This window comes from Blastopirellula marina, from assembly GCF_002967765.1.
Lineage (GTDB): Bacteria > Planctomycetota > Planctomycetia > Pirellulales > Pirellulaceae > Bremerella > Bremerella marina_A.
Map to the genome: position 1 here is coordinate 339,951 of NZ_PUHY01000006.1, position 26,384 is coordinate 366,334.

A 26,384-nucleotide genomic window follows, 5' to 3' on the forward strand; every position below is an offset into this window, starting at 1 on the left:
GATGCCGAATTCCCCGTGGAAAACCCCAGCATTGTGGGGCAATCGATACAACCGATAGATGACGAGCGGGGTGCTAGCATATCGGATCGACGGGACATGATATGCCCGGCAAGAAGCCGCTGTACCGCCTACCGTGAACGCGCAACTTGGGCTTGCATCCGAATGCGAACGGGCTTGAAGCCTTGTCCCTGAAAGAACTGCCTCGCTTCCGCGTTGAAAACGCCGACGTCCAGTTCCAGCGAATCGACTGCTTCACGCTCGGCGAGCTGTTTTAGATCGACCAGCAACTTGCAGCCGATGCCCTGGCCACGAAAAGCGGGATCGACAACCACTTCGTTGACGTACCAGAGCTTTCTCGAATGAAGTATCATCGACTCGGGCAGGCTCCGTATTACAGCACAGTAGTACCCGAGCGGCAGATTCGTATCCGCTTCAGCGACGCGGACGATTGTGTCTGGCTCGCGCAGTCGCTGCTGCAACAGCTGGCCGGCTTCGTCATGCGAAATGGGCCGGTAAACTTCCGGATGGGCATCGACATGCAGCTGATGAACCAGCAACAGCAGACGGGCCAGCGAAGCCAGATCGGACGGCTGGGCATCACGCATCGTTATCTCGGACATGCGTTCGGTATCTCACTGAAAGGTTAACAAAAAAGGCCCACATCCAATGGACGCGGGCCTTCTTCTTAAAGTTCGCAGAGCGTGCGTCAAACATGACAACGCCCATGATTTCCGTTACGGCAGTTCAACCGTTTTCAACACAGTTGGCTGGCCTTCGGCCTTGGTGATGATCACGGCGGTGGTGTCATTCAACTTGTCGAGCTGAACGACTCCTTTCCAATCGTCGATCGATTCGTACTTTTGACCAGCCACGCCGCCGCCACGGACGGGCTCGGTAAGACCGTCGTTACGTTCGATGTCGTCGGTGCTGACCTTCATCACGCCGCGGGCACTGTTGGCCATCAGCAGGAACTTGTCGCCATCCTTCTCGTACACAATCATGTCGAGCGGCTGATTGCGGTTGCCCAACTCGGCGACGGTGGTACCGCGGTAGGTCGACGTTGCTTTGGCGACTTCACCCAGCGGGAACTTTACCAGCGGTGTGCAGGTAAACCCAGCAAGCAAATGTGGCTTGCCATCGATGGTGAACGGCACGAAGACGCGTGCCACGGCGCTGTCTTCATAGCGACCATGAGCAGCATGATAGATTTCGATCGATGTGGCGGAACCTTCTTCCTGGAAAGGATAAGGAATCGCATGCACGCCAGCCGACGCTTCGCCAGTGGTACGACCAGTGACGATCACCTGGTTATCGACGTAAGCCAAGTCGGTGATCGATTCGTTGCGAGGATTGCCACGACGACGACCTTCGCCGACGACTTTGTCTTCTGGGGCGTTGGTCAGTTGCGCCGAAGCACGCGAGACTTTATCGAGCGCGACAGGGGTCAGCTTGTCGCCGTCGACTCGCATGATCTTCCCTTCGCCCCCTTCGTTGACCGAAAGGTAGATCGCGCCAGTGTCTGGACTGACGGCCAGGTCAGCGACCTGCAGATCGTCCGGCAGGGTCATTTCAATTTTGGTCGGAGCGGCAGCCGTTTCTTTGCCGAGCTGAATCGCGTAAACCATCGCGGCTTTCGGATCGCCAACGATCAGGGTGTTATCCGGGGCGAAAGCCAAAGGACCGGCCGACTTCAACTTCACATCACCCATCGAAAAGCCAGGCAAATCGATGGCGTAAACCGAACTCGCACACAACAGCAGCGCAAAGCTGGCCGCAGCAACCAACGACGAACGTCGCATGAGGTATCTCCTCGTGTTACAGACAGGGGGAACGGACAAATCCAAAATCCGCGCACTGTCTAGTTGAACGATTCCGCCAGCGCGATGCAAGGAGATTCAGGGGAGGTTTTCGGCCCAGAGGAAAGGAAGGAAGTTCTCATGACGGCTTCCACAGATGGGCACGGATAAGATCGGAAGGAATTGATGAAGACGTTCACAAACTTCGCGTTAGCCATAAAAGAGGACAATATCGAGCCCTTTTTTTACGGCATAAGCTAGGACGCCCAGGACCTTTGCTTCATCCTCGGGCAATTCCCCGTCGCTCTGCTCGATCCATTCCTTTTCGATTTGACACGCCGAAGCCGGCAATTCCTGACGTCCAATCCAACCAACGTTGGGAAAACCGGCCTCGTCCGGCAAATCGACCGGCGGCCCGTTTAGAAAGCGATTGATCGTTCGTTTCTGTTGCGGCAGAAGGTAGGTCGACCACTCCTTCTTGGCGAGATAGCGACACAACTCTTCCAGCGCGTAGGCATGTTGGCTGAAGTCACCCGACAAGGCCGCTTTGCCAGCGAGAAGATGATTCAACGCATCTCGCAACAAAACTCGATTCGAACCTGGCTCAAAGTCGTCATCATCGTCGAATTCGTCTGGGTGCGACTTGATGATAGCCGCCTGCAATTTCGCGTCCCCGCGACCAACCTCTTGCTTCACTGCGTTCAGATCGACGGCGTAGGCATTCAGGAGGTACGCCATATCACCACTCCGCGGATATATCCACGGTTCTCATCGGTGCCCATCCGTGGAATCCGTGGTTAAGATTTCTTCCCCATCCGAAGCGAAACGTTGTGTGGACGGCTACTCTTCCGACTCGCTCGAGAACGTTCCGACCAGTTCCCCTTGGGTGACCGTGAACGAGAGGTTGGCGTCTTTGAAGCTGGCGGCGGGGACCAGTTGTTCATCGACTTGTTCCAGCAGCTCGCGAATGCCAGCTTCGTTATCGACTTTTTCGGCCACAAGAAATAAGTTGCCGACCACGGTGTTATCCGCCAGGAAGTGGAGATCGATCATCCCCAGCTCTTCGTCGGAGTTGTCGTGCAGCAGGAAGCGTTCCGAACTGGAGGTACGAAAGATGCGAATGAACTTTGCCTTCATCGAGAGGTGCCTTTTACCAGAACGATTCTTTTTTCTTCAGTTTTTTGGTCGGTTTCTTCTTCGGCTTTTCATCTTCCGCCTCGTCCTCGCCGCCGAACCACTCGTTCCAGAGGCCTGAGAGAGACTTGGTTGATTTGTAATAGCGTGCCCCGGTGCCTGGCACGCTGGCCGAGACATACTTGCGGCCGTTAGCGCTCATGCCGGCTCGCAGCCCTTTCACGCCAAACGAGAATCCAATGCCCGACTTGCTGAGGTTCACCCGTAATGGGCCGAACGTATACGATTTGCGAAATGAAAATCCCATGTCGAGCTACTCCCAAACAGCTGGCTGCCTGGAATTGGGCCGCCGAGCCTCAGCATAGCCCGATCGAGGGCCGCTGCCAACAACTTGACGTTCGTCTCGTTTAGCAGCCTGTTGAATTTCTCAGATCGGCTTGTCAGTTTTGACTCTTTCGGGCAAAGTCTATAATCCTGAAGACACCGCATGCCAACGTCGAAGTACACACCTCCCCCGCCACAAAGGATTTGGTCGATGCATCGTAACTTTGCCACCTTTCTTGCCGTTGTCCCATTGCTGCTGATCGCAGCCACGTCGCAAGCGGACGACTGGACTCGCTTCCGTGGCCCCAGCCAAGCCGGCGTCGCCCAGGTCGAACACGTGCCAACCGAGTGGGACGACGAAAAGAACATCGTCTGGAAGACCGACATGCCCGGTCCAGGCGCTTCGAGTCCGATTGTCTTCGGCGATCGAATTTATTTGACCTGCTATACCGGCTATGGTCTTAGTGAAGAAAAACCTGGCGACAAGAAAGACTTGAAGCGCAACTTGGTCTGCATCGATCGCAAGAGCGGCGAGATCATCTGGAATGAAGCGTTGCCAGCCAACGTCGAGCACGAAAGTGACTTCGCCGGCTTCGTGGCCCTGCACGGGTTTGCCTCGAGTACGCCGATCGTCGACGAGACAGGCGTTTACGTTTATTACGGAACCACCGGCGCCGCCGCGTACGACCTGGACGGTAAGCATCGCTGGACCGTGAACCTCGGCGACAAGATCCACGCGTTCGGCACGGCGAATTCGCCGGTGCTGTTCAAGGACCTGGTGATCTTAAACGCGGGCGTCGAAGGCAACGCGATCGTCGCCCTCAATAAGAAGACCGGTAAAGAGGCTTGGCGCTATGAAGGGGTGAATCGTTCGTGGAACACACCCATCTTGATTGAAGCCGCTGGCCATCCCGAGTTGATCTACAGCGAACAAGGCTTCGTCCGGGCCCTCGATCCAGCTACCGGTAAGGAACTGTGGCACTGCACAGGAATCGACGATTACATTTGCCCGAGCGTGATTCCAGTCGGCGACCTGGTCGTGGCGATCGGTGCTCGGAAGAACTCGGCCATCGCCATCAAGCCGGGCGGGAGCGGCGACGTGACCGAAACGAACGTCGTGTGGGAACTCGATAAGGGCTCGAATGTTTCTTCGCCGACCTACCACGAAGGCTACCTGTACTGGGCTAGTGAAAGCAAGGGCGTCGCTTACTGTGCCGATGCCAAGACGGGCGAGTTGATCTATCAAGAGCGTATGGAACCCCGCCCTGGCCTGATCTACGCCTCACCAGTGGTCGCCAACGGCAACTTGTATTACGTCACCCGCGAAGAAGGAACCTACGTCCTGGAAGCAGCCCCAACGTACGACCTGATCGCAATCAACAAGTTCGAGTTCGACGACTCCATCGCCAACGGCAGCCCGGCCGTGGTGGATGACAAGATCTACCTGCGAACGAACAAGGCATTGTACTGCATTGGCAAGTAGGCGCTTGCTAATAACTTGAACCACAAGAGCCAACGACGGGCGAAAGACAGCTGGTCGTTGGTTTTACTCTGCAATTGAAATGAAACGTTGACATTTGAATCGTTAAACGGCCGTTAGATAAGGACGATAAGTTCCCCGATGCTGCAGTTCTCAAAGGGAGAAAAGGAATTCATTCTGCGTTATCTGACTTCCTCAGACGTCGATAAGTATTTAATCTTTTTTAATGATCTGAGCGAAGAATCGATTCGCTGTCGTTTTGGCTATCTCATATCCCGATTATCCGAGTCCGACGCTGAAGAACGGATTTGCGGAAACACCGATGTCGATAAGGCCATCGCCATCTTCGACGAGCGGCAAAATAGAATTCTTGCCATTGGCCGAGTCTACCTGGATCCGAAGACGAACTCAGCGGAAATTGCATTCGTCGTTTCCGAGTCAATGCGCCGGATGGGGCTTGGGCGATTCCTTCTCCTCCAATTAATACAAATCGCTGAGGAAGAAAAGTGTTTATCCATTTCGGCGTTTATTGCCACCAGCAATGCACCCGTGATAGAGCTGTTGAAATCGGTTGGATTCATGATTGCCTCGCCCAATCCTGATAACGAATTGGAACTGATACTCGAACTTATCAGGGATCAAGCCTAACGTATCGAAGCGTATCAACAAGAACGCTATGTTCGGGCAACAGTAGATCTGTTGCATCTATCCTACCAAAGCACTGACCACTCTCGGCCTTTGAACAATCTCGCATATCCTGGGACTGTAGGCGACATTCCCTTTAAGCTGGAACGCACTGCCACTTTGTCCCGGCGACGATACTGCTGCGACATTAGGAAGTGAACCATATCGATGAAATACTTGCGGAAACACTGGCCTTTCCTCCTAAGTGCCGTTGTTCCAACTGCGATGCTTGCCATTTGGTTCGTTGCCGTCGATTGGTGTTGGTATGTCGATCGGTGTGATCGCTGCGGAACGACGATCGACGTTACTCAAATTCGTATCCTTACTTACCCGATTCACGAAGAGGAATTGCATCACGGAGAACGGTTAGCAGATCGATCTGCCCTTCCTGACGAGGATTGCCAACACCCAAACTTCTCGCGTTGGTTGAAGCAACGGTGGTTAGGTATGGTCTATTGCTGCTGTCCCTGTCATAACGGAACGACGGGACTGGCCATGATGCCGTTACGTAGGCTTAAGCAAGCGAAAACGCGTTCCAGCATGCCCGCGTATTGACGATAACATCTGCTTCGAGTTTGATTGCACTGGCGTGTAGGTGAAACTCCAGCACCGCCAATCATACCTTACCGATCTCCTTTTCGGCTCGCGCTGGTGAATCCCAAACCACTCCATCAAAAGTAGCGACAATGACTCGTAACACCCGCGGAACTCTCGTCACTGCAGTCGTTGTTGCAATCGCGTTTTCTGCGTGCGACGTGCACAATACTGCATGGACGAGTAAGCAATATCTAGAGCAAATTGCTTTTGCGGTTGATGCATATCGCAAAACCTATCGCACATTTCCGCCACTTGTGGTGAGCGACGCTAGTGGCAAGCCTTTTCATAGCTGGCGAGTGCTGGTCCTGCCGATGGTTCAGGCAAACAATTTTAGTGAGGAATATAATTTCGAAACCTCTTGGGATAGTGACGCCAATGCCGATTTACGCAACGCCACGCGGTGGAAGGAAGGGGACAAGTTTCCCAATCCTGCCGATGTGGGTGAGGTCTATTACGAGGCGCGGGGAGACGATTCTTTCGACACGCTGTTCGTGGCCCTAGCGAGTGCACCGCTAGAGGAAAGGCCGTATGGATTGGATCATCAAGTAGGACGTTATCTCCCTGCGGACCAACCATTCATCATTATTGAGATCAAGGATTCCGGAATCCACTGGATGGAACCACGCGACGTTGCCCTCGGTCCTGGCATCGTCCCAGAATGGAAATCACTAGAAGAGATCAAAGACCAGATCGTGCGTTCCGCCGAGATCGGCCAGGAGACGATCATTCGAGAACGGGAAGAGACGCTGAAATTCCTGGAGGCCAAATTTGGTAAGAATCGATAGGCAATATACCTAACATAGTCACGTAAACAGGCGAAAAAACGCCAGCGTTTTCCCACGCGCCCGGCTATGCAATGCGATTCTTACTTCTGGCCTTGCGCTGCTATCGCTTCCTCCCGTTTCCGCTCGTTTACGTACCAGTCGGAAATAATTACAAACAGATGGTGCTCGTCATACACATGGACGTGATAGCCGTGGGCCTGTACCCAAAAACGGTCTAAGGGATATTGTGACTCAACGAAGCCGTAATCCGCGCCTCGGACACTCTCGACAATCTGCACCTCCATGTCGTCGTTGAGAATAGGCAGTCTGACCATGTCGATGATTTCGCCTCGCTTGAACTTCGCAAAATAACCATCGACTTCCGAATAGCGAAAGCCCGCGTCAAGAACGCTCGGATGGACATCCTGGTTAAGCGTCATGTAGCAAGACGCCGCCGCCATGCCAACGGCGATCGAGGCGATCATCGTCTTGAGGCTGAACCGTGGTAAAGCCGCAGAATGCTCTGCCCAGGCTGCTCTGGCTTTCCGTTTCACGGATTTTTTACGGGCTTCCATCCAATGTCATCTCCTGTTCTACCTCGACGTACGATTGTTACATGTACTCGCCGACCGATCGCACGACTTCTGCCATGCCGAAGAAACTGGTCAGGTCCGTCATCGCCCACATGAGCATGACATACCGGGAGGTCTTTGTCAGATTGCCGACAATCGCTACGACGATCGCAGCGAAAAACAGCACACCCCACAAAGACCCCGGCAGCAAGACAATGAACCACTCGTACTGTGTCATCAGCACTTTTTGTGTTTCGCTTGGATTACCCCAATTTGGGCGTAGGGTTTCTAGAATGTGCGCACCCCACATCGCCAGGGGGAATTCCTGACACAGCAGGAGCATGATCGACATACCTGCGATGAATCCTGTCGCTGTTTCTAAGATGCTTGTTTTCTTCTTGACTGAATCCTCTGGTGAAGAAGCCAGCTGCACAGCCGGTGAGGATGGCGAGGTGAACGGGTCGTGTGAGTCAGAATGGGACATTGCCTGAGCAAATTGCTTCGTTTGTGGCGTGGATCATGATATTCAGCGGCCGCTTCGAGATTCTATTATGCACCGGCTGACGTTCGTGGGCCAAGAAGACGAAGCGTGGGGCCGCCCCGGAGACCATCATTCGTTAAGGGCTTCGTTGAATATCAGAATCGCCTGATCTCTTCCCGTCCCTACCGAAAACAACGATTTGGTAGCTTTTCCCCGCCGATTCCAGGGCCATAAACCCCGGGCGCTAGGTTTACCGGGGGGTTTTCGTCTGTTAACTTGGGCTCTTTGCTAGGCGTTTTTTCGCCAACGATAGCTTATCCACCAAGATTCTCCCCCCTGCTGCCAGGAAAACCTCATGGCCTACGACGTAACCCTCATCACCGGCGACGGTACTGGTCCTGAATTGGCGGAAGCCGCCCGTAAGTGCGTTGACGCGACCGGCGTTGCGATCAACTGGGATGTCCAAGAAGCGGGCATCGACGTGATGGAGCGAACCGGAACGCCGATCCCTGACTCGACGATCGACAGCGTCCGCAAGACGCGTTGTGCCTTGAAGGCTCCGATCACCACGCCCGTTGGTACCGGTTTCCGCAGCATCAACGTTTATCTACGTCAAGAGCTGGGCCTGTTTGCCTGTATTCGTCCTTGCAAGTACTACCCTGGCGTTCGCAGCTACTTCAGCGAAGTCGGCGTCGACATCGTCATCGTCCGTGAAAACACCGAAGACCTGTACGCCGGTGTTGAATTCGAGAAGGGCAAGCCGGAAACGGAAAAGCTGATCGAGTTCATCAACGGTCTGCCATCGGATCGTAAGATCAAGACTGGTGCGGAAGAGACGGGCGTTTCGATCAAGCCGATCAGTGTGAGCGGAACCGAACGCATCGTGCGTTGTGCGTTTGACTACGCCCAAAAGAACGGCCGCAAGAAGGTCACGGCGGTTCACAAAGCGAACATCATGAAGTACTCGGACGGCTTGTACCTGGCCACCGCCACGGAAGTCGCCAAGGACTACCCAGATATCGAGTTCGAAGAACGCATCGTCGACAACATGTGCATGCAGCTGGTCCAAAAGCCAGAACTGTACGACGTGATCGTGCTGCCAAACTTGTACGGCGATATCCTCAGCGACCTGGGTGCCGGTCTGGTCGGTGGCCTGGGTGTTGCCCCTGGTGCGAACATCGGTCCAGAAGGGGCCGTGTTTGAAGCGACCCACGGTTCGGCTCCGAAGTACAAGGGCCAGAACAAGGTCAACCCGACCGCTTTGATCCTGTCAGGCATGCTGATGCTGCAACACATGGGCGAAACGGACGCCGCGCAGCGTCTGGAACAAGCCGTGGCCGACGTCATCAAGGAAGGCAAGGACGTCACGTACGACCTGAAGCCACACCGCGACGATCCGACCGCCGTTGGCACGCAAGAGATGGCCGACGCCATTTGTGCCAAGCTGAAGGGTTAGTCCCCACCGGCGAGTTGAAATAAACCAAGGGACAGGTCTTTAAGTAGGCCTGTCCTTTTCTTATTGGTATGAGAGAACGATGCTCTCCGCACGAGACTTCCAAGAAATTGTCAGCGGCAAACGCCGAGGAATCGGAGCTTCGCTGCTGCGCGGCACGATGTGGCTCGCTTCGCTGGCGTACGGCATTGGGGTAACGGTTCGCAATCGTCGCTACGATTCGCACGTCAAAGGGAGTGAAAAGATTGACGTGCCGGTAATCAGCGTCGGCAATCTCACCCTCGGCGGAACCGGCAAGACGCCGATGGTTGCTTGGTTGGCTCGGTGGTTTCGCGAGCGAGATTACCGCGTCACGCTGATCAGCCGCGGTTACGGTGCCGAGCAAGGGGCCCAGAACGACGAGGCGAAGGAACTGGAACAACTGCTGCCCGACGTTCCGCATTTGCAAAATCCTGATCGTGTCGCCGCCGCAAAGGTCGCTGCCGAAGAACTGGCTGCCCAGGTGCTGCTGCTGGACGATGCGTTTCAACATCGGCGGATTGCCCGCGATCTCGATATCGTTTTGATCGATGCCACGGCGCCGTTTGGTTATGGATATCTGTTCCCTCGCGGTACTTTGCGCGAGCCGACGATCGGACTACGCCGAGCCGACGTGATTGTGCTGACCCGCGGCGACATGGTTAGCGACGAGCAGCGACGGGCTATCTGGGATCAAGTGCTAAAGCTCGACCTGGATGCCGCCTTGGTCGAGATGCGGCATCAACCGAGTCGCCTGCTGAATGCCAGCGGCGAGTTCGCGGAGATCGATTCGCTGCGCGGGCAGAAGGTGCTCGCTTTCTGTGGAATCGGCAACCCAAGTGGTTTCCGCCACACGCTCAGTGAAGCGGGTATGGAAGTGATCGAGCTTCGCGAGTTCGACGATCACTACCATTTCGATGGAGAAGATATCCATAACCTTGAGCAATGGGTCGCCGAGCAGAGCGACTTCACGGCGGTGCTCTGCACGCACAAGGATCTCGTTAAAGTCGGTGTTGATCGCCTGGCCGAGAAGCCGCTGTGGGCACTGACCATTGAAGCGAACATCGTCGACGGTCAGGCCGAATTGGAAGAACGCCTCGAGGAAATCGTCACGCGGATCCCCGAAGATCCCTACGCCGACTATTGAGAGAGTGGATCGAGGTGAAAGTTGGAGTTGGCGACAATCACCTTCAGCTTCTCGTCATGATAATGAAGCCGACTGACCGAGCAGTTATCGAGTTCGATCGCGCGATACGACTTCAGCGGAATCTGATACAGGTGTGCCAGGACCACGCGAATCACGATGCTGTGGGCCACGACTAAGATCCGACGACCGAGGTTCTCTTGCATCAACTTGGTGATCGCTGGCACGCTTCGACGAGCAATATCCTTGGCCGACTCCCCTTCCGGGTACGGATTCTCGGCAGGGTCGTCGAGATGTTTTTGGTACTCTTCAGGGTCTTCAGCAGCGATCTGATCCCAGTTCTTACCAAGCCAACGCCCCACGTTCCCTTCGATGATATCGGGCACGATTTCGATCGAACGGCCAGGGGCAATGATCCCGGCGGTTTCCTGGGCTCGGGCCATCGGGCTGGCGTAAACGGCATCAAAGGCATAAGACTTGAGAAAGGTGCCGGTCAGAGCCGCTTGCTCGCGACCAATTGCGGCCAACGGTCCGTCGATACCGTTGCCTTGTAGCACGGTCGGCACCTTCAAATTCAAATCGGTCGCCCCATGTCGGACGAGAAACATCGTGCACTGATCGGCAGGAATCGAATCGCTCATTTTGTCTCGTTAAAACAGTCTTCCGGTTTGACAGCGTCTTTCTTCAACATCTCGATTTCGACCAACTGGTCGGTCAGCGTCTTCCATCGCTCAAGCGTCATCTGGCCGTAGCTCGGTTGGTCGACAATGGTCAACGGTTTGATCGCCTCGACACCGAAACTCAACACACCAGGTGAGAGCTCAGGATTGAGTGACTCGAGATGCTTGTTCGTTTCCAGCGGATCGGTCAGATAGGTTTTCCAACCCTTGATGCACGCGCGGGTCATCGCCGCGATTAACTCTGGGTCGCTATCGTTGAGCTTATCGGAGGTAAACAACACGCTCGTATACGGATTGAATCCGATATCGCGAATCGGCAGTACACGAACCTTGGCGCCTTCTTCGGTGGCCAGAAACGGCTCGCTGAATTCATAGCCTTGCTGGGCGAAGTTCGGATCTCGCAGGAACGCGGTGATGCTACCGTCGTAAGGAACAATGCGGACATTCTTTAACGGAACGTGCTTCTTCAGGTATTCCGCGAAAGCTCGGCCACTGCTCATCGCCAGCGTGCAGTCTTTAAGCTCTTCAAGCGTTTTGATACCGGAAGCTTCGTGCACCAGGAAACAGCGCGGACTTTTATCAATCGGGGCCATCATCGCGACCACGTTCGCACCTTCTGCACGGCCAAGAGGAATTTGATCGGCGGAGGCAATGCCGAACTCGATGGCGCCGCGAGCAACCTGAGGAATCACCGGCGCCCCTGGTCCACCGGGGATGATCTCGACATCAAGCCCCTCTTCGGCGAAGTAACCTTGAAGCTGCGCGGTGTAAAAACCGCCGTGTTCGGCTTCTGGAAACCAGTTCAGGGCCAGCTTCACTTTGCGAAGCGTTTTACCATCGACCGTTTCTGTCTTGGGCCCACTACCGGTGCAGCCGAACAGGAAAAGTGTAACTGCAAGCAGCAGCCCGACCGTCATGCGTTGTGCCACGTCTATCCCTCTCCCGTCCAACGATGCAGGAACAATCGTCCCAGGGTCGAAATTGAAATGAAAACAATCACCCCCAACAACGTACTACAAATGGTGCCAGCAAATAGGTTAGCGGTGCTCGTTTGATTTTGTGAAATCAGGATGAAGTATCCCAGTCCTTGTCCGCCACTGCTATACCCAGCGAAAAATTCCCCCACGATCGCCCCGACCACCGCCAGCCCAGCGCTGGTTTTCATGCCGGTTAGCAGGTAACGGATCGCGCCGGGAAATTGCAGCTTCCACAAGATCTGCCAACGGGTGGCGTTGTTCAAGCGGAACAAATCGAGCAGCCCCTGATCAACGGTGATCAGTCCGGTAGTCGTGCTGGTAATGATCGGAAACAAGCTGATCATCGTCGTCACGACTACCACACTCAGCATGCCGTAACCAAAGATCGCGATTACCAACGGCGCGACGGCAACAATCGGGACCGTTTGAAAGAAGATCGCATAGGGGTAACCACTTTGTCGGATGATCGCAGATTGGGAAAAGACGAGCGAGATTCCCACCCCAAGAACAACCGACGTTAAAAAGCCGCTCACGGCGACAATCCCGGTGCGAAAGGTGTAGCCGGCAAGGTCTCCGCCACGCTGCCACATGGTTTGCGCTACGCTGTAGGGACTCGGCAAAATGTATGTCTCCAGCACGCCCGTCAGGACGATGCATTCCCAGATGGCAATCGTCAACAGAAAGACAATCGCCGGCAAGACAATCGAGCGCCAGGTGAAGCGATCTTTGTTCATGCGTGGGCGACTCCTGCCAGGTGGCCGACCACTTCGCCACAGAAGCGAGCAAATTCGGGATCGGATCGCAAGTCGCTGGTCCGAGGAAAATCAAACGGCACTTTAAGGTCAGCCACAATTCGCCCAGGGCGAGCATGCATTACGAGAATCCGCTGGCTTAAGAAAACCGCTTCCGGCACGTTGTGCGTGACGAACAAGCCGGTCCATTTTTGCCGCTGCCAGATGTCCAGCAGTTGTTCGTTGAGTTGGTTCCGCAGCAAATCGTCGAGTGCCGCAAATGGTTCGTCCAATAGCAAAATATGCGGATCGGTTACCAAGGCTCGGGCCAATGAGACCCGCATTCGCATCCCGCCGGAAAGCATCCGCGGATATTTCTGAAAATCTTCCTCCCGCAAACCGACCAGCCGCAAGGCATCAGAAATGGCCTCACGATCTTCCTGTGTGAGATGCCGGCGAAGTTCAAGCGGCAGTTGAACGTTCTGCCAGGTGGTTCGCCAGGGGATTAAATTGGCGTCTTGAAAGACGAAGGCTCGCTCGATGTCGACACCATCGTCCAGTCGGAGTTCGCCGTGGGTAGGTGAATCGAGATTAGCCACCAGTCGCAACAAGGTGGACTTACCACATCCGGACGGGCCCACAAGGGAGACAAATTCCCCAGCAGCAATTTGCAGTTTCTCGACCGTAAGGACCAAAGCCTCAGGGGAGAAACGCTTTTCAATTTGATGAAACTCGATTGCGGTCACCGGCACCTAGTTTCTGACAGAGGTGTTAGATGTTTCACAGAGGAAAAACAGTCGTTTTAAACGGTCGCGGCCGTATCCCGCATGTTTTGCCGAGGATTCCCCTTCCTCGCAAGCCCACCACCCTTCAGGGGAATTGCTGGGATTACCGAATAAATCTTTACTTCATGGACATCCCTCCCTACGATAGATAGTTACAGCCTTCCTTTTTTGCCGCGGCATTGCCCCCTCCAGTTATCCTCGCCGTCGGCAACTTGCAATTCACGAAGACCCACCTTCGTCCCTCCTTAAGAAACCCGATGCTTCGTTATATCTTCAACGCGTTGATCCTGACGCTCGCGTTTGGCTGCTTAGCTATCAACGATAGCAGCGCTGCCGAACAAACGCAGGCCCCCACGTTCGCCGAGGTCAAACCGATCTTGGAAAACTACTGCTACGGCTGCCATGCCTATGGTGCAGAGGAAGGGAACATCAACTTCGATGTCATCGAAGAAGCCTCAGAGAAAGAACGTCTTGGCGACCACGCCACTTGGTTGGCTGTCTGGCGCAATTTGCGTGCGCAAACGATGCCGCCGGCCGATGAAGACCAACCCACCAAAGAAGAAAGCGAACTGGTCGGTCGTTGGATCGAATCGCAGGTCTTCAAGCTCGATCCCAAGAATCCTGATCCAGGTCGTGTGACCATCCGTCGGTTGAATCGAGACGAATACCAATACACCATCCAAGACTTGTTCGGCTATCGCTACGACGTCGACGAGGCGTTTCCACCGGATGATACCGGCTATGGCTTCGACACGATTGGCGACGTGCTGACGATCTCGCCATTGATGACCGAGAAGTACTTCGACGCAGCTCAGGAAATTGTTTCCGCCGTGGTGCTGGTGGATGACAAGAAGAGCGACAAGTACAAGCGAATCTTCTTCGACGGCCCTGCGACCAACGATCGGGGCGAACGCGATGTGTACGCTCGCAAGATCCTCAAACGCTACGCCACGAAAGCCTTCCGCCGTCCGGTCGACGATGCCACACTCGACCGCTTGGTGGACATTCAACGCAAGATTGACGAACTGGAAGGACGTACGTTCGAGAATGGGATCGCCCAGGCATTCGCTGCGATGCTCATCTCGCCACAGTTCCTTTTCCGGGCGGAGATCCAGCCTGAACCAAACAACCCAGGCCAGGTCGTACCGATTGACGAATTCGCCCTTGCGTCCCGTCTGTCGTACTTCCTCTGGTGCTCGATGCCTGATGACGAGCTGATGAAGTTGGCCACCGAAGCGAAACTGCGCGAGAATCTGCATGAGCAGGTCGATCGGATGTTGGACGACGAGAAGTCGGAACGATTCATCCACCGATTTGTCGGCCAGTGGTTGCAATCGCAAGACATCGAAGGGATCAGCATCGATCCTCGCCGCGCCCTCAAGCTGAAGGACCTGGGCGACGCCCAACGTATCTTCAGCCGAACCGTTCGTCGTGCGATGCGTGAAGAAACGGACATGCTGTTTGAGTACATCTTGAAAGAGAATCGCTCGGCCAGCGAACTGCTGACCGCTGATTACACGTTTCTCAACAAGCCGCTCGCAAAATACTACGGACTGGAAGACATCGAAGGCCTGGACGACCGCAAGATGAAGAAGGTCGACTTGCCGGAGGACGGCGTGCGTGGTGGTATCCTCACGCAAGGCACGTTCCTGATTGTCACTTCCAACCCAACCCGTACCTCGCCGGTGAAGCGTGGGCTGTTCATCCTAGATAACATCCTGGGAACACCTCCCCCCCCTGCCCCACCAAATGTGCCCGCCTTAGAAGCAGTTCGCGAACGTGGTCGCCGTTTGACCATGCGTGAACAGATGGAACTTCACCGGAGCGAAGCTCTGTGCAAATCATGCCACTCTCGCATGGACCCGCTTGGCTTGGCCCTGGAAAAGTTCACCTACATTGGCCAATACCGTGAAGATGACGACGGCAACGAGATTGACACGAAAGGCAAGTTGATCACTGGGGAAGAGTTTAACACGGTGCGTGAGCTCTCGAAGGTGTTGGCTACCGAGCGAAAAGTCGATTTTTATCGTTGTTTGACCGAAAAACTGCTTACTTTCGCCCTCGGTCGGGGTTTGGAATATTACGACACGCCGACCGTCGACTTGATCGTGGAGCGAATGCTGGCCAACGACGGCAAGCTGCGTGACACGGTTCACACCATTGTGGATACCGCCCCTTTCCAGAAACGTCGCGGTGACGGCAGCCTCTTGTCGTCCAATCGCTGATCCTGCCCGAAACAATCCCTGCCGGACAAAAGACTTACCGACAGCAACGTATTTCAGAAGGATATGATGCCATGACCATGAAGCCTTCCCGCCGCCACTTCCTGAAGGGCCTGGGGCTGGCCGTCGCATTGCCTGCCATGGAAAGCCTGATGCCAGCGACCGGCAATGCAGCCACCACCAGTGCTGCTGGTCCGGCGCTGACTGCCGCTGGAGATCCACTGCGATCGGCCTTCCTGTACGTGCCCAACGGCGTGATCCTTCCCAAATGGTTCCCGGAAGGTACCGGCAAAGACTACAAGCTGAACCAAACGATGAAGCCGCTGGAAGGGCTTCGTGGCGAGTTCCAGATTCTCAGCGGTTTGGCCCACTCCAACGGTTTTGCCGGTAAGGATGGTGCCGGAGACCACGCCCGGGCCCACGCCACGTTCCTCACCGGACAACGTCCTCGTAAGACGGCTGGTTCTGACATCGAAGTGGGCGTCTCGATCGATCAAGAGATGGCCAAGCACCTCGGCCACACCACGCGATTGCCCTCACTGGAACTTTCCTGCGATGGGGCACGCAAGTCGGGCTCGTGCGACTCTGGCTATTCGTGTGCCTATCAGTTCAATTTGTCGTGGCGAACCAAGCACTCGCCTATGTCGGCGGAGTCGAACCCCCGTTTAGTATTCGAACGCTTGTTCGGCCGAGGTGACGGCGAAGAACGTCAAAAGAACTTCGATCGCCGGATGGCCGAACGCCGCTCGGTGCTCGACTTCGTCATGGGCGAAACCAAGTCGATGTCGAAGCAACTGGGGCGCAACGACGTCCACAAATTGGATGAATATCTGACCGGCGTCCGCGAGATCGAAAGTCGCATCGAGAAGTCGGAACGCTTCCGCGATTTGCCAGAGGTCGAGATGGAAGCCCCTGCAGGTATTCCGAAGGATTACGCCGAGCACATTCGTTTGATGTTCGACTTGCTGGCGTTGTCGTTCCAGACCGATTCAACTCGTATTGCTTCGTTCATGTTGGCCCACGACGGTAGCAACCGTAATTTCAAGGACATTGGCGTTTCGGAAGGTCACCATAGCCTGTCGCACCACCGTGATAACCAAGAGTGGATCGACAAGCTGGCCAAGATCGATCACTTCTACGTCACGCAGTTCGCGTACTTCCTGGACAAGCTGCGAAGCTTGAAAGATCCTTCGGGTGCGTCGGTGCTGGACAACTCGATGATCGTTTACGGTAGCGGCCTATCCGATGGCAATCGCCACCGTCACGACAATCTGCCGATCATTATGGCCGGTAAAGGTGGTGGCTTGCTGGAAACGGAGCGTCACGTTCAGTTGAAGGTCGAAGATCGTACACCAATGGCGAATCTGTTCGTCTCGATGATGCAGAAGATGGGAATCCAAGATCCTGACTTTGGCGACTCGACGGGCTCGCTGAGCGTTGTCTAAACGCTTGCCCAATAACAAGAAACAAGAAGGTGTCGTCAGTCATGCTGTCGACACTTTTTTTGTGCCAGCAGCTCAGCCGTCACGATTTCCTCGGATTTCCCGCACATCGCTCTTGTAAAATTTGCAAACTGGCTGCTAGACTCACTCCCCTCGCACCAAATCGATCTTGGCTGCGTATTGGATCAACCGGCTCCGATTATTGCCGGCTGAAACGTGCTTCTGCGACAAGGAGGTCGCGGTGCTCAACCGACGCCCACTTCGACATAAACTGATTCTCGGCGGAGTCGTGCTTGCCGCTCTCGTGCTTGCGCTGTTCGCCACGACCCTATTCGGCGGGCTTTCGTACCGTCAGGTCGCGCGAGACATCAGTGCCCGCTCAGTCGAATTGCCGCTAGCAATCGACTTCTCCTTGGCCGTGACCGACCTGCGGCACGCGCTGAACCAGGCCAAGCATTCCGAAGACTTTGTCTTTCATAATTCGGCCCTCGACGAGCTTCTAACCCAAGAGTTCCGTATCAAGTTCTCAGCCGCCCAGGAAGCGTTGCGACGCTACGAAGACCAGCTCGATCGCAGTGGCGCCGGCGACAGCGACATTGGTGATGACTCGGACGAACGAGATACGATTGGCGAGATTCATGGCTCGCTTCAGAAACTCTCTGACCTGAATCGTGGTTCCGATTGGTTCTCGAACAAGGTCAAGCTGGAACAGCTTTCGGGCGAAGCAGATCACCTGCATGGACTGGCCAAGAAGCTGCCTAGCTTCCTCATCGAAGAAATGCAGCAGCTCAAAGACGAGGTCCGTTCGCAATATCGCAGCTGGATCACCGTTTCACTGGTAGTGATGTTCCTCACAGCATGTGCGATCGGTTTCGCCGTGTACGCAAGCTGGCGGTGGCTGTTTAGCCCCCTGAAAATCTTGATGGATGGCTCGCGTCGTGTGGCCAATGGCGACTTCGACCACCGAATACAACTGGAAGGACACGCCGAACTGGCGATTCTCGCTGACGCGATGAATGCGATGACCCATCGATTCCAGGCCATCGAGTCGAACCTCAACGAACAGGTAAAAGATCGCACCAACCAAGTCGTCCGCAGCGAACAGCTGGCCAGCGTTGGTTTCCTAGCCGCCGGGGTCGCCCATGAGATTAACAATCCGCTGGCCTCGATCGCATTTTGTGCGGAGTCGCTTCGCTCGCGGCTGAGCGAAGGGGAGGAATCGCAGTTCCGCGATTGTGACGTGACGGTACTACAAACTTACCTCGGTATGATCGAGGAGGAAGCATTCCGCTGTAAGGAAATTACCGAACGACTGCTCGACTTCTCGCGTCTAGGAGATGTCGAAAAGACCGAGACCGATGTTCGCGATCTCGTTCAAGGCGTCATCGATATGGTGCGTCACTTGGGCAAGTATCGCGAGAAGAATCTGATTTTCGAGGACGATCAAGTCGCCCTCGCTCCGGTCAATGGACCGGAAATCAAGCAAGTGGTTCTGAACCTGATCACGAACGCCCTGGATAGTATCGATCCAGGCGGATCGGTATTGGTGAAGATCGGCGAGGAACGAGGCCAGGTCAAAGTCACCGTCAAAGACGACGGCTGTGGCATGACCGACGAAGTTCGACGTCACTTGTTTGAGCCGTTTTTCACCCGACGCCGGGATGGCCAAGGGACGGGACTGGGGCTTTCCATTTCGTACCGCATCGTGAGCGACCATGGTGGTCAGATCGATGCATGGAGCGAAGGGCCAGGCCTCGGAAGCGAGTTTAGTTTTACGCTGCCATGCAGGGAAGCAAGTAAGCGCAATGAGCGAAAACACCAAGCAGCCTGAAGGGCTGAAGATTCTGTTTGCCGACGATGAGAAGTCGCTCCAAAAGCTGATGAGCCTCGAACTGCCGCGACTTGGTCATACGGTCACGGTCTGTCCCGACGGGGTGACGGCGATCGCGGTCCTCGAAAAGGAAGACTTTGATTGCCTGCTGGTCGACCTCGACATGCCTGGCAAGAGCGGAATCGATGTCATCGAGAAAGCAAAAAGTACGGCCCCGGACACCGAAGCGATCATCCTTACCGGGAAGTCGTCGACTGAGAGCGCCATCGCTGCGGTGAAATTCAAGGTCTTTGCTTACCTGACCAAGCCATGCCGCTTGATGGAACTGAAAACGCTGCTGGAAGGGGTTGCCCAGAAGCGCGATCAGGACCGAAAAATCAAAGCGCTTACCAGCCGACTCGATCGCATTGAAGGCAAATCGAAACTCATCGGCGATTCGCAACCGATGGCAGTCGTCAACAAGATGATTTCCAAGGTCGCTCCGTCGAACTCAGCGGTTCTCATCCGCGGTGAGACCGGTACCGGTAAGGAATTGGTCGCGAAGGCGATACACGATCAAAGTCTACGACACTCACAACCGTTCGTGGCAGTGAACTGCGGAGCGCTCCCCGAGAATCTGATCGAGAGTGAACTTTTTGGTCACCGTAAAGGTGCGTTCACCGGCGCCGAAGAAACACGTATCGGACTGTTTGAAGTTGCCCATGGCGGTTCCCTGTTCCTAGACGAAATCGGAGAGCTTCCCAAGTCGCTCCAAGCGAAGCTTTTGCGGGTACTTGAAACGGGCGAGATTCGCCGCGTCGGTGAAAACAGTTCGATCAAGGTCGACGTTCGCATCATCAGCGCGACGCATCGTCACATCGAAGATATGGTCCGGGATGGCGATTTCCGTGAAGACTTGATGTTCCGCATCAACACGTTTGAAATCCAACTCCCTGCCCTAAGGGAACGGACAGAAGACATTCCACTTCTGGCCGAACATATCAGTCGTCGTTTCTGGCCGACGATCCCGATGACACACACGGTGTTCGCTAACGAAACGATCCGCGCGCTCAAAACACATCACTGGCCAGGCAACGTCCGCGAACTGGCAAACGTGGTTGAACATGCCACGATCTTGTGCGAACAATTGCCGATCAAACCAGAGCACCTGCCACGCCGATTCAGCGAACAGTCTGGTTCACAGCAGCCACAGCTTCGCGCGGTCGTGGGGCCAATGTCGCTGAGAGAACTGGAAATGCAAGCAATTCACGAAGCACTCGAACGACATGAGGGAAACAAACCCCAAGCGGCGGAAGACTTAGGGATTAGCTTGAAGACGCTCTACAACAAGCTAAATCAGGCGACCGCCAACGAGCGAACGGCTTAGTTCGATCCATCCCAAAAAGCATGCAAGCGAAGAGCTCACCTGATGGTGAGCTCTTTTTGTTTCCTCATGTCGTATGTCGGCAAGCGATTCTTAGAACTTGCGTACCACGCCAATCACTACGCCGCGTACCTTGGCGTTCTTGACGTAGATAGGTTCCATGCTGCTGTTGGCTGGCTGTAGACGAATACGGTTCTTTTCGGGGAACCAATATTTAAGGGTCGCATCGCCATCGTCGGTTTCCGCCACGACAATGTCGCCGGCGCGAGCCGAATCTTGCTGCTTTACTACGACGTAGTCGCCATCGTCGATATGGGCCTCGGTCATCGAGTCGCCCGAGACTTCCAACACGAAGTGATCATGGCGATTGAACATCGTGCCGAAGTCGACCCGTTCGTCCTGACCAATTGCTTCGTGCAGGACGCCTGCCGCAATTCGGCCAGCCAAAGGTAAGCCGACCTCTTCTTCGACCTCGGCTCGAAGTTGGATGGCCCGGGACATGTTCTTTTCACGTGAGATCAGCCCTTTGCGTTCCAGGGCTTTCAAATGGCAGACGACGCCGTTGGGCGAGCTAATCTCAAACGCTTCGCCTATTTCGCGCACCGTGGGGCCGTAGCCACGCGTTTGGATTTTTTCGCGAATGAAATAGAAAACGTCGCACTGACGTTTTGTTAATTGGTCGGTCGCCGATTGGGAACTTGCCATGTTCAAGGATCCTGATCCGTCGCGAGACTCCCCTTCCAGTATGGAGGGGTAGAGTTGTAATTACAGCCTATCTAGACGCTGTACATATGTCAACTCCCATAAAGCAGGGCGAATTCTTATTTTTTGCCAACCCCTCAAATCCGACGTATGGTTGAATTGACTGATCCCGTGGATACCACCCAGCTTGGGCATGGAATTTCACGTTTATTCTTTTCTCGTCGCTCCCTCCATCCGAGGAACGGTTCCATGCTCCCCAAAATCTGCAAATTCCTCCAATCGGAGGACGGTCCCACCTCCGTAGAATACGCCATCATGCTGGCCATGATCTTAATGGCTGTCATCGGCTCGATTACGTTCATCGGCATGCTGACGCAAGGCAGTTTTAATTTCTCCAAGACCGAAATCGAACGAACCTTCCCTGACTTAGGTGTTTGATCTCCGAGCGTCCCACACCTTTCCACCACGCTTCTTTGTGGCATCTTCTGCGCTATCTGTGCGTAATGATTCGCAACTGCGGGAAGGCTCACGACTAGTTGGCCCCACTCTTTTAGTGCCACTGTTCGTTCGTAAAATTTCTCCGATACAACTTCGTGCCAAATCCGCAAGAACGATCAAGCGAGCTCTAGTCGGCACTTTCTAAGCTGGGGCAATTCGACCTCAGGAGAACCGAATGAATCCCGTTCAGAAAGCGTTATGGTTTGTGGAAGGCCACCTTCAAAATGACTTGTCGCTCGAATCAATCGCCGCGGCTTGCCACGTTTCCCCTTACCATCTCACCAGGGCCTTTGCGGCGACGATGGGTCTCTCCCTGATGCGTTATGTGCGGGCTCGGCGGCTGAGCGAAGCAGCTCAACGGCTGGCCGCCGGAGCAGACGACATCCTCACGATCGCGCTCGACTATCAGTATGGATCGCACGAAGCGTTTACGCGTGCCTTCCGCGAGCGATTCGAGAGAACGCCAGAGCAAGTCCGAGCCCAAGGATACCTTGCAGAACTCTCACTAAAAGATTGAGGTGCCCCACAAGCTTGCACGCAAAACTAATTCCATGGCCAAATCTACGAGGTCGCATAACTCAACTCCTTTGCAAATCGCCGTGCTAAAACGCTAATCTAAGAGAAGTTGATTACCTCGGTTGAAGAAAAAACGGCTCGGGTTGTAGTAGCAGATGCCAATAATCCGTACACATCGAACCCTTGAGAAATTGAAGAGGAAGACGTTTTAACAATTGTCAAGAGTTGCATTACTCACGGATAATGTTCAACGCTCTTAACTGTGCCGAAATCGGGATCATCCGCGTTCGTGAGGAATCTCCACTCAACAGTCTCCACCTCGAACCGAATGATTTTTGGCTGTTGAGATCCCTTGTTTGCTAGACTTAGCAGCATTTTGAAAAATGCTGCTTGCTGCTGTGTGGTTTTCTTGAGAATATCCCGGTACCTAGAATCCGCGAGAGCACCAATCCAATATTCGAGACGGGCCTCTTCTTTCCTACCATCCGCATAAACAGCGAACACCTTATTGTATTTGATTAACTCTGACTCACTGACTCCACTGTACATCTGCCACGCAGTAAGAGGATAGAGTTCCAGCCTGGACGCCCAGAATGCGGCGAGTACTGACATGAGCAACAAGAATATCGTAAACCACCTCGCGTGCAATGAGTGACTCCTCGGGCTCTCGCTCGCCTGTTTCACACTGTCTTTCAGTTGCAAATTCTCGGGCAAAATTCTCGTGAAATCAAAGAAGACCGCTTGTATCAATATTAGGTCGAAAAACAAAATCCCTTGACAAATTAAGATGCCCAAGTGCATCCCAATCACAAGAACTGGCAACACCAATCTCGCACGGCGAGAGAAAAGCACCACACCGAAAGTCGACTCGATAATAACGGCTGAAAGGCCCATCACTGAAAACAAGCCTACAGGCAGATACGCCAGTTCATGCTCTAACCCAAACTCGAATTGCATTGGATTCAAGGTGTCAGTAAGAACGATTTTCTTGAGGTTTTCGCCATGCCACCACCAGAGGCCGCCGTTGGCGATCTTACTCAGTCCAGCGGCCGTGTACGCTGCAGCAATCAGGCCCCAACAGATGTATCTCGACCAACCATATTTCGCTAGAAGTCCTTGATTTTGCGGTGAGTCGTTTACCTTCAATTTTGAGAGATATCGGTCGACGGAGAACCCATCTCCACACGGCATAAACGAAAGAGCAATTGCAACATGTATTGGCAGAAGACAGGTATGAAAAAAATGGGAATACTCACGCAAAATGCCACCGTGTAGCAACGCCAGAAGAGAGGCAAGTGGCACACTCCATTTTGTTTTTAACCCAATCAGTGCCAGAAACAACGCTATTAAAGTTGCTACTTTCAGCACCAAAAGTGCGTGGTAGCTCGAATAGATAGAATCCCATCCAGGTATCTTGTGAATCAATAACATGACCCCCATTCGACTACGTAGCTGCCCTGGGAGATACGCAATGCTTGGCAAGTCTTCCCACAAAACATTTACTGCCAGAATAGAGAAGATCCAGAATCGAATTGCCCCGAGTGACTGCGGGGATGAGTGACCAACAAATCGATTAAAGAATTGAATGCACAAGCGATTCGCGACAAGAAAGAGCAAAGGAATTCCCATTAACACGACGACACTAGTAACGTAAAAGCGTTGCCACTTGTTTAAATAGTGCTCTTTTGCGGGGGAACTTTGACCATCAAATATCGAATTGATGAACCCCCAAGATTTTCCGTCGTAGGCGTCGCTAACAATCTGAGGAACAACATAAGCGCCGACTGTTGCCCATACGACGACAATCAGTGCGTAGAGGGCGATATATAGTATCAGCGAGCGTTTCGACATATCTTGGATTTTCCTCGGAGGAACTCGTTCTCCTCACACTCTTGTCTATCGATGACTAACGCCATTTTCTGACGACAGGCTAATCTCACGTCACAATTCTGATTTTGGAGAAGAATACATATTTCTATGCGACCAAACGAATATCAAGAAATCTTTGTGAATTTACTCAATAATCGTCGGCCCAGCCTCTGTCCCGACATGGCAATGGCCAAATTCACACTGAATCTGACAATCGTTAATGCTTATCTCTAAGTGCACTAGATAACAGCAAAACAACTCGAGACATTTCGTTTGCCGCATAAAAAAAGAGGCTCGGCGGTGGCACCGAGCCTCTTTACTGTCGTTTTAGCTTCCACTCTTGTTTAGAGTGGTTGACCGTTCCAGCGAACGAATGCTTCCATCGCGAAGTATTCAGGCAGACCAATCCTATTGTAGGAATCGGCCGTTCCGATATTACGGTCTTCAGCACGTTCCCAGAATTCGCGTGGGTCGGTTCCGGGGAACAACGCACTATCCTTCTGGCTTTCGTGCATGAAAATCGCCTGTCGCTTCTTGAACATGTCGTTCGGCGAAAGTGGCACGCAGATTTCGATCTCGTGCAGCGGGTATTCTTGCCAGGCACCGCGATAAAGCAGGGCTTCCGGGCGACTTCCGGTTTCGGCTTCAATTTCCAAGAGTGCGTTGAAGATAGCCATCGCACATACACGGTGGGTGCCGTGCGGATCGGAAAGATCGCCCGCGATATATACCTGGTCGGGTTGAACCTTCAGGATTAACTCTTTGACGATCTGCACGTCTTCAGGGCCGAGTGGGTTCTTGGCGACCTTACCCGTGCGATAGAACGGTAGATCGAGGAAGTGTAGGTGTTCTTCCTGACAGCCAGCCTTCAAAGCCCCGGCAATGGCTTCACTGCGACGAATCAAACCTTTAATCGTCAGCACAGCTTCGATATCGGGCTCGCCGGGTGGTTTACCCTTCAGCGATTCGACCACTTGACCTTCGACTTCAGCGGACTTGTGCTCGTCGATGCCAAACAGGCGATTGTACTGAGTAACGAAGTCGGCAAATCGCTGAGCATCATGATCGAACACGGCGATATTACCGCTCGTCATGTAGGCGACGTGAGCTTCGTGGCCGTCGTCGATTAGGCGAATGAGCGTACCGCCCATGCTGATCACGTCGTCGTCCGGGTGAGGACTAAAGCAAATCGCTTTCTTCTTTTCTTTACCGGCTGGGTGATACTCGATGGTATCCATCATCCAGCGAAACACGCGGTGAGCCAGGCTCGGTGCCGGTCCATGGTGACGCAATAGCTGATGCAAATTGAACTTGCGGAAGTCATCGTCGTCGAGCTTCAGCAGCGACTTGCCAGCCTGCTCGCACAACCACAGCACAGCCCGTTTGATCATCACCTGATCCCACTCGACCTCGTGCTCGACCCAAGGGGTATCGACAGCGGTCAGCTTGATACCGGCTGCCGAATCGATGAACACCGATGTGTCGCGATGATCCTGCAAGCAGGTCGCCGGAACACGGTTGGTAACCGGGCCTTCGAGCAACTCGCGAATGACAGACGACTTGCCTTGGCCAAGAGCCAACAACAAGATCTTGCGGGCTTCCAGGATGGTGCCCAGCCCCATCGTGATCGCTTGATGCGGGACGTTTTCTTCGTGAAAGAAGTCGGACGCAGCACCACGGCGGGTGATTGGATCCAACGTGCACAGTCGCGTTCGGCTGTTATGGATACTGAAGGGCTCGTTGAAGCCAATGTGTCCATTCGAGCCAATCCCCAGCAACATCAAATCGATGCCGCCAGCTTCGCGGATCTTGGCTTCGTAGTCGTCGCAGTAGGCGTCGACTTCATCTAACGGAATCATACCGTCGGGGATGTGAATATTCTCTGAAGCGATATTCACATGCTGAAAGAAGACCTCGTGCATTTGCCGATGGTAACTTTGCAGCTGCGTGGGTTTGAGACCGTAGTATTCGTCCAGGTTGAAGGTAATGACGTTGGAGAGATCCAACCCTTCTTCCTGATGCATGCGAACCAGTTCTCGATAGACGCCCATGGGCGTGGAACCGGTTGGAAGCCCCAGCACGGCAGTGGCCTTTTGGGCCTGTCGTTCACGAATAATCGTGGCAACGATTTCAGCGACGTGGCGGGAAAGAGCTTCGCTGGAGGAAAAAACAGAGCATGGCAAAGCAGTTGACTGGATCGACATCACAGGTCGATCAGCGGTTCGTTCAGTCATAATTCTCGTTGTTCGGGTTGTAGGAATGCGAAGGTGTCTTCGCGGCAGGTAAAAATCTCGAACCGAATCGGCAAGTATGAACGATCG

25 protein-coding genes are annotated in these 26,384 nt (G+C 54.1%); 11 read left to right on the forward strand and 14 right to left on the reverse strand.

Features of this window, described 5'->3' with window-relative positions:
- Positions 1-128: 128 nt before the first annotated feature.
- The 5 genes from C5Y83_RS09440 to C5Y83_RS09460 all read right to left on the reverse strand — a co-directional run bounded on the left by C5Y83_RS09440 (position 129) and on the right by C5Y83_RS09460 (position 3,237).
- A complete protein-coding gene (locus C5Y83_RS09440; protein ID WP_105329422.1) occupies positions 129-620 on the reverse strand; it encodes a GNAT family N-acetyltransferase in 492 nt (163 codons plus the stop codon).
- A gap of 114 nt (positions 621-734) precedes the next feature.
- The gene (locus C5Y83_RS09445) at positions 735-1,799 is read right to left on the reverse strand and encodes a hypothetical protein (protein ID WP_105329423.1); all 1,065 of its coding nucleotides are present in this window, start codon (positions 1,797-1,799) and stop codon (positions 735-737) included.
- Between the two features lie 207 nt (positions 1,800-2,006).
- The gene (locus tag C5Y83_RS09450; protein ID WP_105329424.1) at positions 2,007-2,534 is read right to left on the reverse strand and encodes a hypothetical protein; all 528 of its coding nucleotides are present in this window, start codon (positions 2,532-2,534) and stop codon (positions 2,007-2,009) included.
- Positions 2,535-2,636: 102 nt separating this feature from the next.
- On the reverse strand, positions 2,637-2,933 hold the full coding sequence (locus C5Y83_RS09455; protein ID WP_105329425.1) for a hypothetical protein: 297 nt from the start codon (positions 2,931-2,933) through the stop codon (positions 2,637-2,639).
- A gap of 13 nt (positions 2,934-2,946) precedes the next feature.
- A complete protein-coding gene (locus C5Y83_RS09460; protein WP_105329426.1) occupies positions 2,947-3,237 on the reverse strand; it encodes a DUF4236 domain-containing protein in 291 nt (96 codons plus the stop codon).
- A 228-nt stretch (positions 3,238-3,465) separates the two neighbouring features.
- On the opposite strand from C5Y83_RS09460, the gene C5Y83_RS09465 reads away from it, so the two are divergent.
- The 3 genes from C5Y83_RS09465 to C5Y83_RS09480 all read left to right on the forward strand — a co-directional run bounded on the left by C5Y83_RS09465 (position 3,466) and on the right by C5Y83_RS09480 (position 6,800).
- Entirely contained in the window at positions 3,466-4,737 is a 1,272-nt protein-coding gene (locus C5Y83_RS09465; RefSeq protein WP_105329427.1) for a PQQ-binding-like beta-propeller repeat protein, read from the forward strand.
- Positions 4,738-4,875: 138 nt separating this feature from the next.
- Positions 4,876-5,382: a GNAT family N-acetyltransferase gene (locus tag C5Y83_RS09470; protein ID WP_105329428.1), complete on the forward strand. Its 507-nt coding sequence runs from the start codon at positions 4,876-4,878 to the stop codon at positions 5,380-5,382.
- A 722-nt stretch (positions 5,383-6,104) separates the two neighbouring features.
- Positions 6,105-6,800: a DUF1559 domain-containing protein gene (locus C5Y83_RS09480; RefSeq protein ID WP_105329430.1), complete on the forward strand. Its 696-nt coding sequence runs from the start codon at positions 6,105-6,107 to the stop codon at positions 6,798-6,800.
- Between the two features lie 80 nt (positions 6,801-6,880).
- Here the strand turns inward: C5Y83_RS09480 and C5Y83_RS09485 are convergent, their stop codons facing one another.
- Entirely contained in the window at positions 6,881-7,354 is a 474-nt protein-coding gene (locus tag C5Y83_RS09485; RefSeq protein WP_105329431.1) for a hypothetical protein, read from the reverse strand.
- 37 nt (positions 7,355-7,391) lie between these two features.
- Positions 7,392-7,703, reverse strand: a complete 312-nt coding sequence (locus C5Y83_RS29385) for a hypothetical protein (RefSeq protein WP_105329432.1) — start codon at positions 7,701-7,703, stop codon at positions 7,392-7,394.
- A gap of 484 nt (positions 7,704-8,187) precedes the next feature.
- On the opposite strand from C5Y83_RS29385, the gene C5Y83_RS09495 reads away from it, so the two are divergent.
- Positions 8,188-9,288, forward strand: a complete 1,101-nt coding sequence (locus C5Y83_RS09495) for an isocitrate/isopropylmalate dehydrogenase family protein (protein ID WP_105329433.1) — start codon at positions 8,188-8,190, stop codon at positions 9,286-9,288.
- A gap of 79 nt (positions 9,289-9,367) precedes the next feature.
- Positions 9,368-10,450, forward strand: coding sequence for a tetraacyldisaccharide 4'-kinase (gene lpxK / locus C5Y83_RS09500; RefSeq protein WP_105329434.1), 1,083 nt, complete (start codon positions 9,368-9,370; stop codon positions 10,448-10,450).
- Here lpxK and C5Y83_RS09505 read toward each other — a convergent pair.
- From C5Y83_RS09505 to C5Y83_RS09520, 4 genes are read right to left on the reverse strand one after another with little or no spacing between them, the layout of a single operon-like run.
- Complete coding sequence (locus tag C5Y83_RS09505) at positions 10,444-11,088, reverse strand: histidine phosphatase family protein (protein ID WP_105329435.1); 645 nt, start codon at positions 11,086-11,088, stop codon at positions 10,444-10,446. The genes lpxK and C5Y83_RS09505 overlap by 7 nt on opposite strands.
- Positions 11,085-12,056, reverse strand: a complete 972-nt coding sequence (locus C5Y83_RS09510) for an ABC transporter substrate-binding protein (RefSeq protein ID WP_105329436.1) — start codon at positions 12,054-12,056, stop codon at positions 11,085-11,087. Before C5Y83_RS09510 ends, C5Y83_RS09505 begins: the two co-directional genes overlap by 4 nt.
- Positions 12,057-12,058: 2 nt before the next feature.
- Positions 12,059-12,838, reverse strand: coding sequence for an ABC transporter permease (locus C5Y83_RS09515; protein WP_105329437.1), 780 nt, complete (start codon positions 12,836-12,838; stop codon positions 12,059-12,061).
- Positions 12,835-13,581: an ABC transporter ATP-binding protein gene (locus tag C5Y83_RS09520; RefSeq protein ID WP_233207175.1), complete on the reverse strand. Its 747-nt coding sequence runs from the start codon at positions 13,579-13,581 to the stop codon at positions 12,835-12,837. Before C5Y83_RS09520 ends, C5Y83_RS09515 begins: the two co-directional genes overlap by 4 nt.
- Positions 13,582-13,877: 296 nt before the next feature.
- Between C5Y83_RS09520 and C5Y83_RS09525 the strand changes: the two genes are divergently transcribed.
- From C5Y83_RS09525 to C5Y83_RS09540, 4 genes are all read left to right on the forward strand, one after another.
- On the forward strand, positions 13,878-15,845 hold the full coding sequence (locus C5Y83_RS09525; protein WP_105329438.1) for a DUF1592 domain-containing protein: 1,968 nt from the start codon (positions 13,878-13,880) through the stop codon (positions 15,843-15,845).
- Positions 15,846-15,916: 71 nt separating this feature from the next.
- The gene (locus C5Y83_RS09530; protein ID WP_105329439.1) at positions 15,917-17,287 is read left to right on the forward strand and encodes a DUF1552 domain-containing protein; all 1,371 of its coding nucleotides are present in this window, start codon (positions 15,917-15,919) and stop codon (positions 17,285-17,287) included.
- A gap of 238 nt (positions 17,288-17,525) precedes the next feature.
- On the forward strand, positions 17,526-19,115 hold the full coding sequence (locus tag C5Y83_RS09535; protein WP_146117727.1) for a sensor histidine kinase: 1,590 nt from the start codon (positions 17,526-17,528) through the stop codon (positions 19,113-19,115).
- Entirely contained in the window at positions 19,090-20,481 is a 1,392-nt protein-coding gene (locus C5Y83_RS09540; protein WP_409994588.1) for a sigma-54-dependent transcriptional regulator, read from the forward strand. Before C5Y83_RS09535 ends, C5Y83_RS09540 begins: the two co-directional genes overlap by 26 nt.
- Before the next feature lie 90 nt (positions 20,482-20,571).
- On the opposite strand, the gene lexA is transcribed toward C5Y83_RS09540, so the two are convergent.
- A complete protein-coding gene (lexA, locus tag C5Y83_RS09545; protein WP_105329441.1) occupies positions 20,572-21,183 on the reverse strand; it encodes a transcriptional repressor LexA in 612 nt (203 codons plus the stop codon).
- Positions 21,184-21,429: 246 nt separating this feature from the next.
- On the opposite strand from lexA, the gene C5Y83_RS09550 reads away from it, so the two are divergent.
- Both C5Y83_RS09550 and C5Y83_RS09555 read left to right on the forward strand, forming a co-directional pair.
- The gene (locus tag C5Y83_RS09550; protein ID WP_105329442.1) at positions 21,430-21,618 is read left to right on the forward strand and encodes a Flp family type IVb pilin; all 189 of its coding nucleotides are present in this window, start codon (positions 21,430-21,432) and stop codon (positions 21,616-21,618) included.
- Between the two features lie 235 nt (positions 21,619-21,853).
- The gene (locus tag C5Y83_RS09555; RefSeq protein WP_105329443.1) at positions 21,854-22,195 is read left to right on the forward strand and encodes a helix-turn-helix transcriptional regulator; all 342 of its coding nucleotides are present in this window, start codon (positions 21,854-21,856) and stop codon (positions 22,193-22,195) included.
- Between the two features lie 233 nt (positions 22,196-22,428).
- Here the strand turns inward: C5Y83_RS09555 and C5Y83_RS09560 are convergent, their stop codons facing one another.
- Together C5Y83_RS09560 and nagB are read right to left on the reverse strand one after the other, a co-directional pair.
- Positions 22,429-24,045 carry a hypothetical protein gene (locus C5Y83_RS09560; protein WP_105329444.1) on the reverse strand — a complete coding sequence of 539 codons (1,617 nt, stop codon included), beginning with the start codon at positions 24,043-24,045 and terminating at the stop codon, positions 22,429-22,431.
- A 362-nt stretch (positions 24,046-24,407) separates the two neighbouring features.
- Positions 24,408-26,297 (reverse strand): glucosamine-6-phosphate deaminase, encoded by a 1,890-nt coding sequence (gene nagB, locus C5Y83_RS09565; protein ID WP_105329445.1) that lies wholly within the window; start codon positions 26,295-26,297, stop codon positions 24,408-24,410.
- Between the last annotated feature and the right edge of the window lie 87 nt (positions 26,298-26,384).

Coding starts and splice junctions, on each gene's coding strand:
- C5Y83_RS09440 (WP_105329422.1), bottom strand. CDS start 620: ATGTCCGAGATAACGATGCGTGATGCCCAGCCGTCCGATCTGGCTTCG.
- C5Y83_RS09445 (WP_105329423.1), bottom strand. CDS start 1,799: ATGCGACGTTCGTCGTTGGTTGCTGCGGCCAGCTTTGCGCTGCTGTTG.
- C5Y83_RS09450 (WP_105329424.1), bottom strand. CDS start 2,534: ATGGCGTACCTCCTGAATGCCTACGCCGTCGATCTGAACGCAGTGAAG.
- C5Y83_RS09455 (WP_105329425.1), bottom strand. CDS start 2,933: ATGAAGGCAAAGTTCATTCGCATCTTTCGTACCTCCAGTTCGGAACGC.
- C5Y83_RS09460 (WP_105329426.1), bottom strand. CDS start 3,237: ATGGGATTTTCATTTCGCAAATCGTATACGTTCGGCCCATTACGGGTG.
- C5Y83_RS09465 (WP_105329427.1), top strand. CDS start 3,466: ATGCATCGTAACTTTGCCACCTTTCTTGCCGTTGTCCCATTGCTGCTG.
- C5Y83_RS09470 (WP_105329428.1), top strand. CDS start 4,876: ATGCTGCAGTTCTCAAAGGGAGAAAAGGAATTCATTCTGCGTTATCTG.
- C5Y83_RS09480 (WP_105329430.1), top strand. CDS start 6,105: ATGACTCGTAACACCCGCGGAACTCTCGTCACTGCAGTCGTTGTTGCA.
- C5Y83_RS09485 (WP_105329431.1), bottom strand. CDS start 7,354: ATGGAAGCCCGTAAAAAATCCGTGAAACGGAAAGCCAGAGCAGCCTGG.
- C5Y83_RS29385 (WP_105329432.1), bottom strand. CDS start 7,703: ATGTCGATCATGCTCCTGCTGTGTCAGGAATTCCCCCTGGCGATGTGG.
- C5Y83_RS09495 (WP_105329433.1), top strand. CDS start 8,188: ATGGCCTACGACGTAACCCTCATCACCGGCGACGGTACTGGTCCTGAA.
- lpxK (WP_105329434.1), top strand. CDS start 9,368: ATGCTCTCCGCACGAGACTTCCAAGAAATTGTCAGCGGCAAACGCCGA.
- C5Y83_RS09505 (WP_105329435.1), bottom strand. CDS start 11,088: ATGAGCGATTCGATTCCTGCCGATCAGTGCACGATGTTTCTCGTCCGA.
- C5Y83_RS09515 (WP_105329437.1), bottom strand. CDS start 12,838: ATGAACAAAGATCGCTTCACCTGGCGCTCGATTGTCTTGCCGGCGATT.
- C5Y83_RS09525 (WP_105329438.1), top strand. CDS start 13,878: ATGCTTCGTTATATCTTCAACGCGTTGATCCTGACGCTCGCGTTTGGC.
- C5Y83_RS09530 (WP_105329439.1), top strand. CDS start 15,917: ATGACCATGAAGCCTTCCCGCCGCCACTTCCTGAAGGGCCTGGGGCTG.
- C5Y83_RS09540 (WP_409994588.1), top strand. CDS start 19,090: ATGAGCGAAAACACCAAGCAGCCTGAAGGGCTGAAGATTCTGTTTGCC.
- lexA (WP_105329441.1), bottom strand. CDS start 21,183: ATGGCAAGTTCCCAATCGGCGACCGACCAATTAACAAAACGTCAGTGC.
- C5Y83_RS09550 (WP_105329442.1), top strand. CDS start 21,430: ATGCTCCCCAAAATCTGCAAATTCCTCCAATCGGAGGACGGTCCCACC.
- C5Y83_RS09555 (WP_105329443.1), top strand. CDS start 21,854: ATGAATCCCGTTCAGAAAGCGTTATGGTTTGTGGAAGGCCACCTTCAA.
- C5Y83_RS09560 (WP_105329444.1), bottom strand. CDS start 24,045: ATGTCGAAACGCTCGCTGATACTATATATCGCCCTCTACGCACTGATT.
- nagB (WP_105329445.1), bottom strand. CDS start 26,297: ATGACTGAACGAACCGCTGATCGACCTGTGATGTCGATCCAGTCAACT.